Annotated in this window: 13 protein-coding genes, 1 tRNA gene and 1 pseudogene; 9 read left to right on the forward strand and 6 right to left on the reverse strand. The window is 44.4% G+C overall.

Annotated features, from left to right (window positions below; translation table 11 throughout):
• Positions 1–55: 55 nt before the first annotated feature.
• Both IQ276_RS02085 and IQ276_RS02090 read right to left on the reverse strand, forming a co-directional pair.
• A pseudogene (locus IQ276_RS02085) lies at positions 56–640 on the reverse strand (Uma2 family endonuclease).
• A gap of 26 nt (positions 641–666) precedes the next feature.
• Positions 667–3372, reverse strand: a complete 2706-nt coding sequence (locus IQ276_RS02090; RefSeq protein WP_193914115.1) for a CBS domain-containing protein — start codon at positions 3370–3372, stop codon at positions 667–669.
• Positions 3373–3931: 559 nt separating this feature from the next.
• Here IQ276_RS02090 and psbZ point away from each other — a divergent pair.
• The 3 genes from psbZ (at position 3932) to IQ276_RS02105 (ending at position 5175) form a co-directional block, all read left to right on the forward strand.
• Positions 3932–4120, forward strand: coding sequence for a photosystem II reaction center protein PsbZ (gene psbZ / locus IQ276_RS02095; protein WP_073640643.1), 189 nt, complete (start codon positions 3932–3934; stop codon positions 4118–4120).
• A gap of 186 nt (positions 4121–4306) precedes the next feature.
• Positions 4307–4885, forward strand: a complete 579-nt coding sequence (gene ribH / locus IQ276_RS02100) for a 6,7-dimethyl-8-ribityllumazine synthase (RefSeq protein ID WP_190876579.1) — start codon at positions 4307–4309, stop codon at positions 4883–4885.
• A 218-nt stretch (positions 4886–5103) separates the two neighbouring features.
• A tRNA-Gly gene (locus IQ276_RS02105) sits at positions 5104–5175 on the forward strand.
• 150 nt (positions 5176–5325) lie between these two features.
• Here IQ276_RS02105 and IQ276_RS02110 read toward each other — a convergent pair.
• Positions 5326–5481: a hypothetical protein gene (locus IQ276_RS02110; RefSeq protein ID WP_190876578.1), complete on the reverse strand. Its 156-nt coding sequence runs from the start codon at positions 5479–5481 to the stop codon at positions 5326–5328.
• 475 nt (positions 5482–5956) lie between these two features.
• On the opposite strand from IQ276_RS02110, the gene IQ276_RS02115 reads away from it, so the two are divergent.
• The 4 genes from IQ276_RS02115 (at position 5957) to IQ276_RS02130 (ending at position 9807) form a co-directional block, all read left to right on the forward strand.
• The gene (locus IQ276_RS02115) at positions 5957–6202 is read left to right on the forward strand and encodes a hypothetical protein (protein WP_193913662.1); all 246 of its coding nucleotides are present in this window, start codon (positions 5957–5959) and stop codon (positions 6200–6202) included.
• An 80-nt stretch (positions 6203–6282) separates the two neighbouring features.
• Positions 6283–6690 (forward strand): hypothetical protein, encoded by a 408-nt coding sequence (locus IQ276_RS02120; protein ID WP_094348002.1) that lies wholly within the window; start codon positions 6283–6285, stop codon positions 6688–6690.
• A gap of 4 nt (positions 6691–6694) precedes the next feature.
• Positions 6695–7960: a glutamate-5-semialdehyde dehydrogenase gene (locus IQ276_RS02125; protein ID WP_190876575.1), complete on the forward strand. Its 1266-nt coding sequence runs from the start codon at positions 6695–6697 to the stop codon at positions 7958–7960.
• A gap of 275 nt (positions 7961–8235) precedes the next feature.
• Complete coding sequence (locus IQ276_RS02130; RefSeq protein ID WP_193913663.1) at positions 8236–9807, forward strand: alkaline phosphatase D family protein; 1572 nt, start codon at positions 8236–8238, stop codon at positions 9805–9807.
• 246 nt (positions 9808–10053) lie between these two features.
• Here IQ276_RS02130 and IQ276_RS02135 read toward each other — a convergent pair whose 3' ends face one another.
• Together IQ276_RS02135 and IQ276_RS02140 are read right to left on the reverse strand one after the other, a co-directional pair.
• Complete coding sequence (locus IQ276_RS02135) at positions 10054–11424, reverse strand: serine/threonine-protein kinase (RefSeq protein WP_193923849.1); 1371 nt, start codon at positions 11422–11424, stop codon at positions 10054–10056.
• Between the two features lie 160 nt (positions 11425–11584).
• Positions 11585–11908, reverse strand: a complete 324-nt coding sequence (locus IQ276_RS02140; RefSeq protein WP_193923851.1) for a DUF4278 domain-containing protein — start codon at positions 11906–11908, stop codon at positions 11585–11587.
• A gap of 300 nt (positions 11909–12208) precedes the next feature.
• On the opposite strand from IQ276_RS02140, the gene IQ276_RS02145 reads away from it, so the two are divergent.
• Positions 12209–12463 (forward strand): hypothetical protein, encoded by a 255-nt coding sequence (locus tag IQ276_RS02145; RefSeq protein WP_190876571.1) that lies wholly within the window; start codon positions 12209–12211, stop codon positions 12461–12463.
• 3 nt (positions 12464–12466) lie between these two features.
• On the forward strand, positions 12467–13726 hold the full coding sequence (mltA, locus tag IQ276_RS02150) for a murein transglycosylase A (protein ID WP_235116308.1): 1260 nt from the start codon (positions 12467–12469) through the stop codon (positions 13724–13726).
• Between the two features lie 79 nt (positions 13727–13805).
• Here the strand turns inward: mltA and IQ276_RS02155 are convergent, their stop codons facing one another.
• Entirely contained in the window at positions 13806–14675 is an 870-nt protein-coding gene (locus IQ276_RS02155; protein WP_190876570.1) for a DUF5895 domain-containing protein, read from the reverse strand.
• Positions 14676–14875: the final 200 nt, after the last annotated feature.

A 14875-nucleotide genomic window follows, 5' to 3' on the forward strand; every position in this document is an offset into this window, starting at 1 on the left:
TACGAGACGCACTCGCGTTCGATGGGCTTCTCTACGAGAGGCTACGCACTTATAATTATTCTTCTATTTCAAAATTAATTCCTTCATAAATATCGCTAAAGGAAATTTGAAAATCTATGGATTTTAGTGATAACACAGCATCTCCTGATTCGTATTCACTTAATACCCACTGACCTTCAGCATTTTTATTAAACTGCTCAACAAGATATTCATATTGATTAATTATAATATATTCTTGGAGTGTAGGAATAGAACGATAAAACCTAAATTTATTAGTTCTATCGTGATTCTCTGTCGAGTTGGAAAGCACTTCTAGAATCATTAAAGGATTCGTCACTTTGGTAGTGCCATTCCCCTCATATATTGGTTCTCCCTGAATAACCATAACATTGGGATAGGTATAGATACGATAACGCTCTATCCACAATTTGACATCACCTATGTAGATTTTGTAGTTTTTACCCCGCATTTTAAATTTAAAATTGGCCTAAACATTACCTGCAATTTCATTGTGATTAGTCGTACCACCAGGCATAGGAATTATTTCTCCATCTCGATATTCATTTTTGAATTCTGATGTTTCCTCTATTTTTAAATATTCTTCTGGGGTGTAGTATTTTTTGTGTGTTTGTGTTTGCATAATATCCACCTGATTACAATAACCAATTACCGAGGATAAGACCGAGCTAAAAACTTCTCTCCCTCTACTTTATTTTTAATCACTCCATCTAAAGTTGCAGCAAGTAAATCATCTAACATTTGTCGATACTGCGCCCCTGGTTTATAACCTAATTTTTTTAAGTCATTACCATTTAGAATTGGCGCAATGTTAGCCAAAACTGTCAAGTAATGCCATATCTGCCGCCTGATTACTTGCTGGCTTTGTAAGGCAATTAAAATTAACATTGGTAAGTCGTATTGCCTTAGAAATTGAACTACTTGACTAGGGCGTTGACAGCCAGGTAAAGATTCTAAAACCTCAGCTTGAGCCTTAGCTAAGTTTTGTAACCGTTTAATGCCATCCTCTTGCAATTGCAGATTTTTTGCCACTTTCGCCCGATATTGTGGTTCTAGGTGGGCGATTATCATCTCTAAACGCATTTCCCAGTGAATTAGGGTTTGTTGGTGGTCAAATCGCCGCAAACAACGTTCTAACAAACGTAATTGCCGCAGTAGTTCTACATCTAACTTCAGGGTAGGATGAATGCATTGCAATGCCCCTAAGTTATCGAGTAACTGTAGAGCCGATTTCCAGTAGGGGGCTTCTAGGATGTGCTTTAATTCAGTTTTGAGTCTTGTTTGCAAAGCTGGAGTTTTGGTATTCTCTTGAGCAGTGCGATCGTAAACGCCACTGTTGATGGCATAGCGGATAAACTCTTGTGTTTGCGGTTCAATCTCAAAGTCAAAGCGCACAGCAAAGCGCACGCCGCGATAAATGCGGGTGGGGTCTTCGATAAAGCTGTTGGGGTGTAAAACCCGAATTTGCTTAGCTTGTAAATCGAGTAAACCACCAAAGAAATCAAGTAATTCGCCAGCACGGGAGGAAGTCAGCCGCAAAGCTAGGGCGTTGATGGTAAAGTCTCGACGATACAAATCTTGACGAATAGAACTCGCTTCAACTTCCGGATTCGCTGCTGGGTAAGGATAAAATTCTGTCCTAGCGGTAGCAATATCCACCCATAGAGAATCTAATTCTGGGTCTTTGTGCCACAGCAAAGCCGCAGTTTGAAAAGCCCCGTGGATTTCTAAACGAGCTGCTGGGTAAAGTTTTTGCAGTGCCTTTGCTAATTCCACACCAGCCCCAACATCTGCTGATTTGTGAAAGCCGTCAACTACAAGGTCAATATCTTTAATCATCAAGTTGCCTGCTGCACCAGCTAACAGCAAGTCCCGCACCGCACCCCCAACAAGATAAAGATGCCAACCCCGTTTTTCTGCTTCTTGCGATGCTGTAGTCAGCAATTGCCATAACTGAGGAGCAAAAGAAGATGACACGGAGAGATTAAGACGCTCTGATGCAACTAGTAAACCAGTCTCCTCGTCCCCGTGTCCCCGCGTCAGAGCGTCCTCTTCATGTAATTCCCGCAAGACATCAGTACGTGTAACAATACCAACTAATTGCCCGTTTTCTAATACTGGTAAGCGCCCGATATCGTATGTCACCATCAGCGCCTCAATTTGTGGCAGTGTCGTATCTGGTGTAATGGTTTTGAGATTCGTGGTCATGTAGCCCTTGGCTGGCGCATGACTAAACCCGTGGTGCAGGGCAATATCAATATCCCGCCGCGAAATAATACCTACCAATTGCCCTTGAGCATTGACTACAGATAAACCAGAGTGTCCATAACGCAATAAAATGCGCTGGGCTTCGGCAATGGTGGTTTCAGGCAGAATGGTGCGTACAGGGGAGGACATCAAATCCCTGGCAGTTGGGGGATGGGGAATTTGCGCTTTGAAGCCGTTAAGGATCTGTTGTAATATTGCCTGTGAATCTACTCCTCTTAAGTTCAGCGATGCAGCTTGGGAATGACCGCCACCGCCGAAGAGTTGGAATAATAGATTGAGATTTGTTTTGGGAATTTGCGATCGCCCTATTACTGTTAACCTTGAATCACCATCACCCAAAGGATACTCATTAGCCAACAGGATGGCATCAATTTCGGTTAATTCCACGAGTTCTGAAGCTAGACTCGATAAACCAGGCACAAAATTTTCTGTCTTTAAAGTTACCCAAGCAACTGTATATCCGCGTAAACAGAGATATTCTAAATTTTCCAGCGCTTTAGTTAATAGCTGCTGCAATTGCAGAGACAATCCAGGGTCACGGTATGTGGAAATTACTGATAAACTAGCACCTTGTTGCATCAACCAAGCCAAAGCTAAAGCATCCCGTGGTGTGGACTGGTCAAAAGTTAACGACCCCGTGTCAACATGAATACCCAAAGCCATGACTGTGGCTTCAGCAGGAGTTAGGGAGATTTGCTGTTGTTGCAATTGCTCCACAATTAAAGTTGTGGTAGCTCCTACTGAAGAAATATGCGATCGCGTCGCCGGAATATCTGATTCTTGCCCTAAATGATGGTCATAAACTATAATCTCTCTTACATTCGGTAAATCTAACCACTCGGCAGCTTTACCCAGGCGATCGCGCTGTTGCGTATCCACCACAGTCAGAGAGCGAATTTTTTCTGGAATCACTGAACGCCGTTCAATCAGCGGATATTCATCCCGATGCAACGCTAAAAAATCCCGTACAGGAGGGTGAGAGCCGCCAGTCAGCACAATCTTGCTTCCCGGTAGTAAGCGCGTTAGTCCCACCCCTGCTCCTAGTGCATCAAAATCAGTCGTTGTGTGGCAAAGAATTAAATCCATACTTCATTAGCCATTAGAAAAGACTCAAAGTTGCCCCACCCCTAACCCGTAGGGCAGCATAGGATAAATTTTTGGGCAGTAAGTATGACTCAGACCCAACCAATAACGACTCTAACTCGCTCTTGAAAAATGAGTAGGCAACGAATCGCCAATTTCATAAGTTTTTTCTGGTAAAATACTTCTGGTTTCCTTCACCCACATTGGTGTCTGATAAGCCTCTGTCCATTAGCATAGCGACTATTGGTAAGCGACTCCGTTACACAGCATGAAAGTAAGTCCGCACATCTTGATTAATACAAATTACCAATTGGTTTGTCCGACAGCACGAAAAGATGCAGCATGTCATCCAGGATAGTAAAATTTGTAGGTACAAGGTAATAAATCCATAGTCTGCGGAGGGGCGTCTCGTGGACTTAAAACAAAGCTCAGCGGAGCCGGAGACACTCCGCCTCCGGTCAATGTCCAACGGAATACCGGGAGTCGCTGAGAAGCCCACGCTGTAGTGCTTGCAGTCAGTGTGGGAGTATGTCACTATTTAGCTGTATTGGGAGAAGTAAAAATGACCATAATATTCCAATTTGCTTTGATTGGCCTAGTCCTGTTGTCTTTTGTTCTAGTTGTCGGTGTTCCCGTTGCTTACGCCACTCCCCAAAATTGGGTTGAATCTAAAAAGCTCCTTTGGCTTGGTTCTGGCGTCTGGATTGCTTTGGTACTTTTAGTTGGTTTGTTAAACTTTTTTGTCGTCTAGGCAACGGCTTCGCTCTGGCGTAGGCACTTAATATAAAAATTAGAGGGGCAGAAGAGCCAAGGCCAAAGGTTAAGGAAAAAAAGAGATTTTTTCCTGTTTCCTTCCTTTTGACCGCGCTTTCCTGCTCCTCTAAATTTAACTAAGAAATGTATATTGGCCAGAAGTATAGTTGATTAAGAGGCAGTCATGGCAGTTTTTGAGGGAACTTTTACTCAAACGGAACCTTTGCGTTTTGCAGTGGTGATTGGTCGATTCAATGACCTGGTTACCGGAAAGCTGCTAGAGGGATGTCAAGATTGCTTGAAACGCCACGGTGTAGACCCCAATCCCCACGGTAATCAGGTAGACTACGTGTGGGTACCAGGAAGTTTTGAAGTACCTTTAGTAGCTCGCCAACTAGCACTTTCCCATCGTTATGATGCTGTAATTTGTCTTGGTGCAGTCATTCGAGGACAAACACCCCATTTTGATTACGTATCCGCCGAAGTTTCTAAAGGCATTGCCGCCGCTAGCTTTCAAACTGGGGTGCCAGTCATTTTTGGAATTTTGACAGTAGATACTATGCAGCAAGCCTTAGAACGGGCAGGCATCAAAGGTAATCATGGTTGGGATTACGCGCTAAATGCCCTAGAAATGGCTAGCCTGATGCGGCAACTGCGTTCTAACTTGGCAGAACCATATTCTCGTAATAGCCAGTCTTTGCCACCTTCTTTTCCAACTGCCAGCGTCGGCAATTTAACAGTAGAGTCAGAAGAACTGAGTTAGTACGTCATTGGTCGTTAGTCATTTGTCCTTTACAAATAACTAATGCCCAATACTTCTCTATGAGAGGCTGCGCCAACGGCAACTCTTGGAGACGCTACCCGTAGCTTACTTCCCCGTAGGAGGGGTACGCTCAGTACAAGTGCCCCATGCCCAAAAACTTAAATTAAGGGGTTGACAATTCAAAATAAATCTGAGATATTAATATTTGGTTGATGATTGCGGGTATAGCTCAGTGGTAGAGCGTCACCTTGCCAAGGTGAATGTCGCGCGTTCGAATCGCGTTACCCGCTTGCGAAAAATGTTAGAGTTAAAAATTCTGAGATATCTAATTTAGCTAGGTTGTTCGGACACAAGACTCGTGTCTCAGCGCCAATGTTAATGTGAGATATAGCTTAGTTGCACGTTGCGGTATGCCTGGATAAAAACGAAACCTCCCTCCACTAACCTTCACCTACAGTTGATGAAAGAGTGACGACAGTTGAGTTTTTGCCTATCTCCGTGGTACTGTAGTAGTAGTCCAAACCGCTAGTTGGCAGACGAGAGTAGCCGTGGTCAGCAAACTTGTCAAAGCGGAAAATAAAAAAGCTAAAGACCACGCTGAAGCTCCCAAGTGAACACTGTAGTCTCACGCAAGACAGAGCTTCTAAATCAACAGTTATTCGCCTACAGAAAATAGGCGAATGTCGATATCTAGGCTTGACCTAGTAAACATCTGTTGACAAGAGATGCTGTGTAAGACCAACTTGTATTTGTTCAAGGAGGCAACGGCAAGTGAAACCAGAAGCATACACGTTATCAAAAGTCAGTGTATGTACTCCAAGGAAAGAGTCACACGCACTGATGGGTGTTTTGGCAATTCCCGCTCTGGAAACTCTTGTCAATTGCAAGGAGTAAAAATTGGGAGCGATCCCGATCTAACCTTGATAACTGCATACTAATATAAAGTGACCCGAAGGAAAATGAGGGTTTGTTATTAGGGTGTTGTTTCTAAGCGTAGCCTTCCCAAACGATTTGTTTTAGGAGTGGTCGCTACGTAGGCTTAAAATTGTACCAGGTGTGTCAGCACAATGAATGCCCACAAACGCAACCACATTACCTTTAAAGCGACAGATGGAGAGAAGGAAATTTTTAAACAAGATTGCCAGCTACGAGGAAAGACCTCAAACAGATAATCCTCTATTTATAGGGCAATTACGCTACTTAGAGTTGGCTACATCTACTGAAGTTCAGATGCCTGCGGCAAGCCGTCGCTCTGACTTCTCACTGTTTGCAATTATGGCAATGTTTGCTTCGCCTGCTTACTTATATAAAGTATAAAGAGAGAAGCTCCCAAGGCATTTACCAAGGGATGTATTCCCGCCGTTTATGAAAAACACGCTCAAGTTATTAGAACGCTTGTGCAATCTCAAAAACCCGAAAAAATAGACTTCAATACCGAATACCCCTGTCCCTGTCGTCGCCGGGGTCAGTTAATTCCGATTACGTTGACAGAAGCATTTGGTTGCGATCGCTGTCAGCAAATCTTTGTAGTAGAAGATAATGGTCATGTCCTAGAACAGCTTTCTACCACCTATCCTTACAAGCGAGCTTGGCGTTGGATGGGAAATAGTTGGCATGTTGTCCATCCTCGTTTGGGAGAAAGCTATCTGCCTATAGCACTTGGCATTATTTTCGTGCTAGTGATTATATGGCTGCCATTAGCACTGCGATTGGCAAATGGTTCCAGCATTATTGCTTGGGCAATGGTGGCGGTGCTGTTGGCTATTCTGCCAGCCCTAATGGTCTGGCTTACTTACAGACGTTAACTCAATGACTGTTGAAGTTTTGGACGAACGCCCCGAACCGATTAGTATTGCTCAACGAGCGCATCAAGCTTCCCTAAAATTGGGGATCACAAAGGGAGCAGACCGGAGCCGCGCGGTATTGGCGATGGCACAGGCGCTTGAGCGCTCATTTGACGACATTCTAGAAGCCAACACCTTGGATTTAGAAGCCAGTCGGGAAATGGCAGTGCCAGAGTTGATATTGGACTGGCTAAAGTTGACTCCCACAAGGCTAGAGACGACCGTGGACATTTTACAACGGTTGGGGGAATTATCAGATCCGCTGCGGCGCGTCAGGAATGCTGATTACCAATTGGAAGATTCCCAGAGTTACTCCCAGTTAATGCCCTTAGGAGTGATTGGATTTATTTATGAAGCATTTCCCGATTTAGGGGCGATCGCAGCGGGTTTTTGTATCAAAACTGGCAATAGCATAATTCTCAAAGGTAGTGCTGAAGCAAGCCATTCTAACGCGGCCATCGCTTCAGTACTGCAAACTGCGATCGCCGAAGTTGGTTTACCATCGGGCTGTCTAGAACTGATTGCAGCCGAACACGGTGCTTCAATTCGGGATTTAGTCACCCAAGACGAGTACGTGAATTTAGTGATTCCCTACGGACGTTCTAGCTTGACGCAGCAGGTAGTACGACAGTCAACTTGCCCAGTCTTAAAATCAGCAATGGGTAATTGTTACCTCTACTGGTCGCTAAATGCCAGCTTAGAAATGGTGCGCTGGATGATTATTGATAGCCATCAGAGCGAACCAGATCCAGTCAATGCCATTGAAAAAGTCCTAATTCATCGTCAAGCCTTGCCATCATCCCTAGCAGTTCTCTGGAACAGCTTAATGGAAAAAGGTTTTGAAATTAAAGGCGATGCAGAACTAGTAGAAGCCTTTCCCCAGTTGCAGTTGGTGAAGGAAGGCGAATGGGGAAACCCTTATTTAACTAGGACAGTAGCTTTTAAACTGGTGGATAGCTTAGAATCTGCGATCGCCTGGATTAATCAATACAGTAGTGGTCATGCCGACTCCATCGTTACTGAATCCTACCAGGAAAGTCGGCAGTTTGCCTTAGGAGTTAACAGCGCCTCCACCTACATCAACAGTTCCCCCCGTTTTTCCCGCAACCCCTCGCGGGGAGATTCAGTATTTCTCGGTATGTCTAACCAAAAAGGTCATCGTCGGGGATTTATCAGTCTGGAAACCTTGACCACCGTTAAGCACATCGTTCAGGGAAATGGCAGGTTTTAAGAATGGGGATTAGGTATTGGGGACTAGGGACTAGGGACTGGGGACTAGGAAATGAATTCTACCCAGTACCCAGTCCCCAATACCCAGTCCCTAATACCTAGTCTAAATCTTAAACTTAACATAATCTTAATTTCCGCTTGATCCTGGATTGCTAGGTTTCTTGTGTTTGGTTGGGCAGCAAGTGGGATAAAAGTCAAATCAAGTTATTGCTTGCACTTTTGGCACCTGAACCCCTGAAGTTTGCCAACCGTATCTAGATCTGGGTAAAGGTGAATATGGAAATTCTGGATTGTGAGCGCCTGCTAGCAAATCGGTGCAGACGGCGGAGTTTTTTGCTGGGTGCAGGATTCTTGACGGGGTTAACAGTAGCTAGCCAATGGCATCCTGTATCGGCCAATTCTCGGTTTTCTGGCTATCCGTTCAGTCTTGGTGTGGCTTCTGGCGATCCTTTACCGGATAGTGTTGTCATCTGGACAAGGTTGGCTCCTAAGCCACTCTCTGGAGGTGGAATGCCATTGGTAAATGTCCCAGTGCGGTGGCAAGTTGCCCTAGATGAAAACATGAAACAGGTGGTGCGTCGAGGAACAGTGCTAGCTACACCAGAGTTAGCACACTCAGTACACGTTGATGTCCGTGGACTAGACCCTAACCGTTGGTACTGGTATCAATTTCAAGTGGGTAGAGAAGTTAGCCCCATTGGGCGGACTCGCACAGCACCAGCATTTTATGGCTCTATCTCACAACTAAACTTTGCTTTTGTTTCTTGTCAAGACTGGCAAAATGGCTACTATACGGCTTATCGGCATTTGGCTGAGGAAAACCTTGACCTTGTGCTTCATCTCGGTGACTACATCTACGAATACGGGCCACAACCTGGTGGGCCACGCCAGCATAATAGTCCGGAAATCATCACTCTTGCTGACTACCGGAATCGCCACGCCTTGTACAAAACTGACCCGAATCTCCAAGCCGCTCATGCTGCTTTTCCCTGGATTGTGACTTGGGACGACCATGAAGTTGATAACAACTACGCCAATTTAATTCCTGAAGACAACCAAACCCAAGAAGCTTTTAAGAAACGGCGAGCCAATGCTTATCAGGCTTACTACGAACACATGCCTCTGCGTCAGTCTTCATTGCCCAATGGCCCCGACGCGCTGCTTTATCGGCGGTTCACTTTCGGTAATTTGGCTGAGTTCAATGTACTAGACACGAGGCAATACCGCACAGACCAACCTTGTGACGATGGACTTAAGCCTCAGTGTCCCCAAGCTTTTGATCCCAATGCTACGATGACTGGTTCAGAACAAGAGCAGTGGTTATTAAAAGGGTTAGACCAATCGCGATCGCGTTGGAATGTGATTGCTCAACAAACCATGTTGGCCGAGTACAATTTTAATAGTAATCCTGGCGTAGGTGTGTTCAATGTAGATCAGTGGGACGGCTACGTAGCTGCAAGGAATCGGCTGTTGAGTTTTCTCAACCAGCGCCAACCCTCTAATCCAGTGGTCATTACCGGAGACATTCACTCTAGTTGGGTACACGACCTGAAACTTGATTTTACTAACCCAAAATCAGCAACAGTAGGCACTGAGTTCGTAGGAACCTCTATTACCTCCGACTTTCCCACCTCATTTATCGCTCCAGTTCAAGCTTCCCTACGTAATAATCCCCATACTAAGTTTTTTGATGGTGCCTTCCGAGGATACGTCCGCTGTAAACTTACTCCACAACGTTGGCAAAGTGACTACCGGGTTGTATCCAGCATCGTTGATTTGAATGCCACCGTCAAAACCCTAGCTTCCTTTGTAGTCCAAAACGGACAACCAGGAGCGTATCGAAGTTAACACCCGGCTTTGCTGACGCAAAACCTCCCCTCCCCTTTCCAAGGGGAGGGGATTGAGGGGTGGGGTAGAACGTTTGTGGGACAACTGTTTGAGCTTAAGTTGACACCCATAACAGATGTGCGCCCCTACCCTGTACCTCATTCAAATTAAAATCGTATAAAAAGGTGGGAACGTATAAAGCCTGCGGTAGGCGCTGGGGTTTGAAAACATAACCCACTCCCTACTCCCTACTCCCCACTCCCCAATTCAAGAAAGTAAACGTTGCTGAAATTGCAAAGCTTTTTGAGTATCGGGAATTTGTGAGGCTAAAATTTTCACCAGTTCTGCACGAGAAATTTTTCCAGAAGACTTAAGAGCTTTTTGGACTAGAAACTTAGCTATTGGGCCAATTAAATCAGCTAACTCACGTTCGCACTTTTCCACAAATTCCTTGCTGATGAATTCAGATTCTTGGTTTGGGAAATTATTTGAGTTAATTGTAGAGCGATCGGATTTAACAGTCAATTCCTGGAGTAGAGTAGGTTTCTCTAATATAAATATTGTTTTCTTCCTAAAATCAATTTGTTGATTTCCTCGAAGATGAAGTGCCAATTGACTAATTAATTCTTCGCAGTTGGGCGCTGACGCTGCAACTTGTTGTAGTAATCTTGGGGCAACAGGACCGACAAATTCCAAGAGAATTTTTTCTAGGCGTTTGTAATTTTCTGGAGAGAGAATCGAAGCAGACGAATATCCAATTGAAGTTTGTTGAGGAAGTGAAGCTTGAGGCGGTTGTGTAAAAGATGCTTCTACTCTAGTATCGAGATGGTTAAGCGTCCGTAGAACTTCAGCGGCAGATTGATAGCGCTGTTTAAAATGGTGTAGCACCATCTTAGATAGCACAGATGCCAACTCAGAACTGACCTTAGCGTGATGCTGCCAAGAAATTTCTCCTGTATCTGGGTCTTCCTCAAAGCTTATGGGATGTAAACCTGTCAGCGCTTGGATAGCAATAATGCCCAAGGAATAAATATCACTGTTGGGGCGGGGCTTACCTTGCCCCTGTTCTGTAGACATGTATCCTGGAGTGCCAATAATAATGCTAGCCCCGGTGTGCCCTGGAACTGTAAGCAATTGAGTTTGCATTTGCTTGACTGCGCCAAAGTCAATCAGCACTAACTTACCGTCTTGTTGCCGCCTAATTATATTGTCCGGCTTGATATCTCGATGAATAACGTTGTGGCTGTGAATAAATTGCAGAATACCCAATATTTGTTGGAGGAGTTCAATGACTCGATTTTCTGTCCAACGTTCATTGGGAGTCAGTTCTGCTTTGAGAGTATGCCCTTCAATGAAATCTTGCACCAAGAAAAACTCTTGGTTGTGTTCAAAATAGGCTAAAAGCCGAGGGATTTGGTCATGGTTTCCCAGTTGTTCTAGTGTTTCTGCCTCACTGCTAAATAGCCGTCTGGCAGTTTCGAGAAATTCGGGGCTACGAGTGACAGGCTTAAGGTGTTTGACTACGCATTTCGGGAAACCTGGTCGGTGGGTGTCTTGGGCAATGTAGGTTTGACCGAACCCTCCTCCACCTAAAACTTGAAGGACTTGGTAACGTCCGTCTAATAACTGTCCTAACATTGTGTCACTTGCCTAAGTCCTCAAATTCATCTTGGCACAAGTACCAGCTTTGGCAAGGTCTGTTGAGAAAGAAAATGGGTAGTGCTGAAATTCCAAAGTTTTTTGAGGATGTTACTACAAGTTCATGACTCCCTAAACTCCAGATCGGCTTGCCACTATATTATTGTTGAAGCTTTAATTTCTGAGAAATTTGCACTGTCCCAATTTTTGAAGTACTTGCTTCTTGAGAAGCTATGGTAAATTTTCCTTGTGCAGTTTTATTTACAAAGTAGGTGATTCCCCTAAAGCTCAATTGATAGGTTACTGGTGCTAGAGGAACTTCCACCGATTTTGAATTGGGATCAACAAGATAACTAACGCCACGGTACATTAAATTATAAGCTGACCCAATTTGAGGAACTGGTTGAAAGGGCTGTTCTGTTTTTTTGCTGCCAACTTGGCTTGGGTCATATTCATAACTCAGACCACGATAATAAAGTTTCATAATTTTTGCCTCCTGAATAACTGTTGTTCAACAATGTCAATGAACTATCAGAGGTTAATTGGAGAGTTATGCAAACTTTTTCAGGAACTGGTTAAAGGATTAGCCGTCTAGGGTGAAGAGTCATTGGGCGTTAGGTATGGGGCACAAAAGGCAAAGGGGCAAAGGGAAAAGATTGCACCAACTTCTCCTCTGCCTCCCTATTCCCTACTCCCCACTCCCCATCTCCCGTATGCTTACCCTTTTCATTCTGGGGTAACGTGGTTAACAATGGGTTGAATGTTTTTGAAATGATTCAACCTTATGCCTAGAACTCCAAATGAATACGCCGTACACCTCCTACTGGAAAACGGTCATCGGGAAGAAGTACGTTTTCCTACTATTCAAGAGTTTCAGAAGTGGTATAGTGGCGAACTTGTGCCAAAGTCTGCTTCTAGTGACTTTATTAGCGTCCCGATCAAGAATATTCAGGGGGAGTATATGGTAGTACGCCCTTCTCGAATCGTGGCAATCCGGGTAGAACCCGTTTTTAGTTCCAGCGTTGAAAGATTCAACTAAATGATGAGAAAAACCCTTGCTTTGCTTTCCCTAAGTCTGGGAATTGCCTTTGTAAATCCTCTTTTGTCGTCTATTGCTCAGGTTCCTAATTTACAGCCCTTACCAATACCGACTACTCCCGATCTCTCGCCTGTACCAATACCAATCACTCCTGAGGTAACGCCACCGCTAAAACCAGTTGCCATTGGAACCGATTGTACGCTGCGGCAGAGTTGCTTGGGTTGGGATGACCAAATTTGGGGTCAAAGGGGTAAAACAGGCGATCGCCAAGCTTTATTGGCTTCTATTGACAACAGTTTGCGTTACTTAGCAAAGAATGAAGCGATCGCAGCATATCAAAATTATCCCATCAAGGAAATTACGCTCGATCGCGTCCGGAGGAGTTTACTACGTTTTCGCCAACTAGTTGTCAGTTCTAAGTCACCAGCACAATTACAAGCTGCTGTCCGGCGAGAGTTTGTTTTTTACCAGTCTGTGGGCAACGATGGCAAGGGTACTGTTAAATTCACAGCTTACTATGAACCTGTTTACACCGCTAGCCGTGTCAGGACTGCAACATATAAATATCCCCTTTATCGGCTACCACCTAATTTCAACCAATGGGCGAAACCTCATCCAAAACGAATTGATTTGGAAGGCAAGGATGGTTTACAAGGAAATAAGAGCCAGTTACGCGGTTTAGAAATTCTTTGGTTTCGCGATCGCCTAGATGCATATATGATACATATCCAAGGTTCTGCCCAAATTAAATTAACTAATGGCAAAACAACGTCTGTTGGCTATGCGGGTGGAACCGATTACCCTTGGACTAGTATCGGCAAAGAACTAGCAAAAGATGGCAAACTGCCCCTAGAAGGATTAACAATGCCACGTTTGATTAGTTACTTCCGGCAAAAACCCCAGGAGTTGAATAATTATCTGCCACGCTGGGAAAGATTTATTTTCTTCCAGGAAACAAACGGTAGACCAGCTACCGGTAGTATTCATGTGCCAGTAACAGCAGAACGTTCCATTGCCACAGATAAGTCTCTCATGCCTCCGGGAGCGCTAGCCCTAATTTATAACTCATTTCCCTATCCCGCCAGTGGTGGCAAACTCGAAAGACGTGCTGTCAGCCGCTTTGTCCTTGATCAGGATACAGGAAGCGCCATCAAAGGACCGGGACGAGTAGATTATTTTATGGGATCTGGAAAATTAGCAGGCGATCGCGCTGGCATCACAGGCGGTAATGGTTCACTATATTATTTATTGCTCAAGGAATAGGTATTGAGGACTAGGGACTAGGGATTGGGGAAGAGTTTTCCCAGTACCCAATCCCCAATCCCCAATCCCCAATCACCACTTAATACGGCGGATAAGCAAAATCATCTTCATCGGCATACACGTAAGAACTAGAAACCCCTGCCATTGCCATTTTCGGTGTTTCTGATTTGACAGGTTCCTTGCCAAATTCTTTGTATTCTTCAAAAGTTTTGCAGATAATTGCAGACTCCAAAGAATCGGAAGCAATTAAAAATTGTGTTAAAGTTCCTACCGTCGGATGTTTGTAATCCACAGTTGAAGCTACCAGAACTGTATTTGGTTCAATGCCTCTTTCTTCACACTCAATTATCGGGCAAAAAATCCCGTGAGCGTGGAACAAAGGGCCTTTTGGTGTCAAAGGTTGCTTGCGGTAGACAGCATAAGCCTTTTCTAGTTCAGCAACGAATCCACTAACTACTTTCCCTTGTTGGAATTCGCAGTAAGTTTTGCTGAAACTCGCTCCGGCTGCACCATTAAGTGTTAGTTGTAGTGGTGATTGATGTAAAAACTTTTTATTCTCTCCCACTATAAAAATTAAATAACGAGTAAAGGTTTTAAATTTAAGTTTGTCTGCTAAAAAAGCATCATAATTCTCTTTGAGTGTACCCAGTTTCAGACCAGTTTCCCGGTCTTTGACAGACAATGGCCCGCGACGGACTATAACCAAGCGTGGAGTCGTGCTAATAAAGACCGTTTCCACTCCAGAGCTAAATTCATGCTCTACCTGCTGCCAATTTTCATCTGGCACAAAGCCCACAGCATTGGCATTGTCGAGTTTCAGCGCCAAACCGTGGGATTGTATCCCATCTGTGCCATACCGAGGATTAATCATCTGACACCAGGGGATGACTTGAGAAGGCGGTGCATTGAATTTCTCGTCTTCAAAGTCGAAATTAGCAGATGCTTTCATCGTTTTAGGCTATCAAAGTGTTTTCTTGAACAAGTTTATCGGCACTGAGTTGATCCTGAACAGCCAGTTATGTACTCTTCCAAAATCTGGAAAAAATTGCGTTGCGGTGAGTTCATCACTATGGAGGTATTTTCCACCGCAAGAGACTGCCGAACTTAGCATCAAACTGCCATAGTAGTTTTTCCAGAGTAAGGCAGAAT

Origin of the sequence: Desmonostoc muscorum LEGE 12446, from assembly GCF_015207005.2 — a bacterium.
Taxonomy (GTDB): Bacteria; Cyanobacteriota; Cyanobacteriia; order Cyanobacteriales; family Nostocaceae; genus Nostoc; species Nostoc muscorum.

What these genes read in the sequence shown, in the direction of transcription:
- IQ276_RS02090 (WP_193914115.1), bottom strand. Translation starts at nt 3,372, where the DNA reads ATGGATTTAATTCTTTGCCACACAACGACTGATTTTGATGCACTAGGA.
- psbZ (WP_073640643.1), top strand. Translation starts at nt 3,932, where the DNA reads ATGACCATAATATTCCAATTTGCTTTGATTGGCCTAGTCCTGTTGTCT.
- ribH (WP_190876579.1), top strand. Translation starts at nt 4,307, where the DNA reads ATGGCAGTTTTTGAGGGAACTTTTACTCAAACGGAACCTTTGCGTTTT.
- IQ276_RS02115 (WP_193913662.1), top strand. Translation starts at nt 5,957, where the DNA reads ATGCCCACAAACGCAACCACATTACCTTTAAAGCGACAGATGGAGAGA.
- IQ276_RS02125 (WP_190876575.1), top strand. Translation starts at nt 6,695, where the DNA reads ATGACTGTTGAAGTTTTGGACGAACGCCCCGAACCGATTAGTATTGCT.
- IQ276_RS02130 (WP_193913663.1), top strand. Translation starts at nt 8,236, where the DNA reads ATGGAAATTCTGGATTGTGAGCGCCTGCTAGCAAATCGGTGCAGACGG.
- IQ276_RS02135 (WP_193923849.1), bottom strand. Translation starts at nt 11,424, where the DNA reads ATGTTAGGACAGTTATTAGACGGACGTTACCAAGTCCTTCAAGTTTTA.
- IQ276_RS02140 (WP_193923851.1), bottom strand. Translation starts at nt 11,908, where the DNA reads ATGAAACTTTATTATCGTGGTCTGAGTTATGAATATGACCCAAGCCAA.
- IQ276_RS02145 (WP_190876571.1), top strand. Translation starts at nt 12,209, where the DNA reads ATGCCTAGAACTCCAAATGAATACGCCGTACACCTCCTACTGGAAAAC.
- mltA (WP_235116308.1), top strand. Translation starts at nt 12,467, where the DNA reads ATGAGAAAAACCCTTGCTTTGCTTTCCCTAAGTCTGGGAATTGCCTTT.
- IQ276_RS02155 (WP_190876570.1), bottom strand. Translation starts at nt 14,675, where the DNA reads ATGAAAGCATCTGCTAATTTCGACTTTGAAGACGAGAAATTCAATGCA.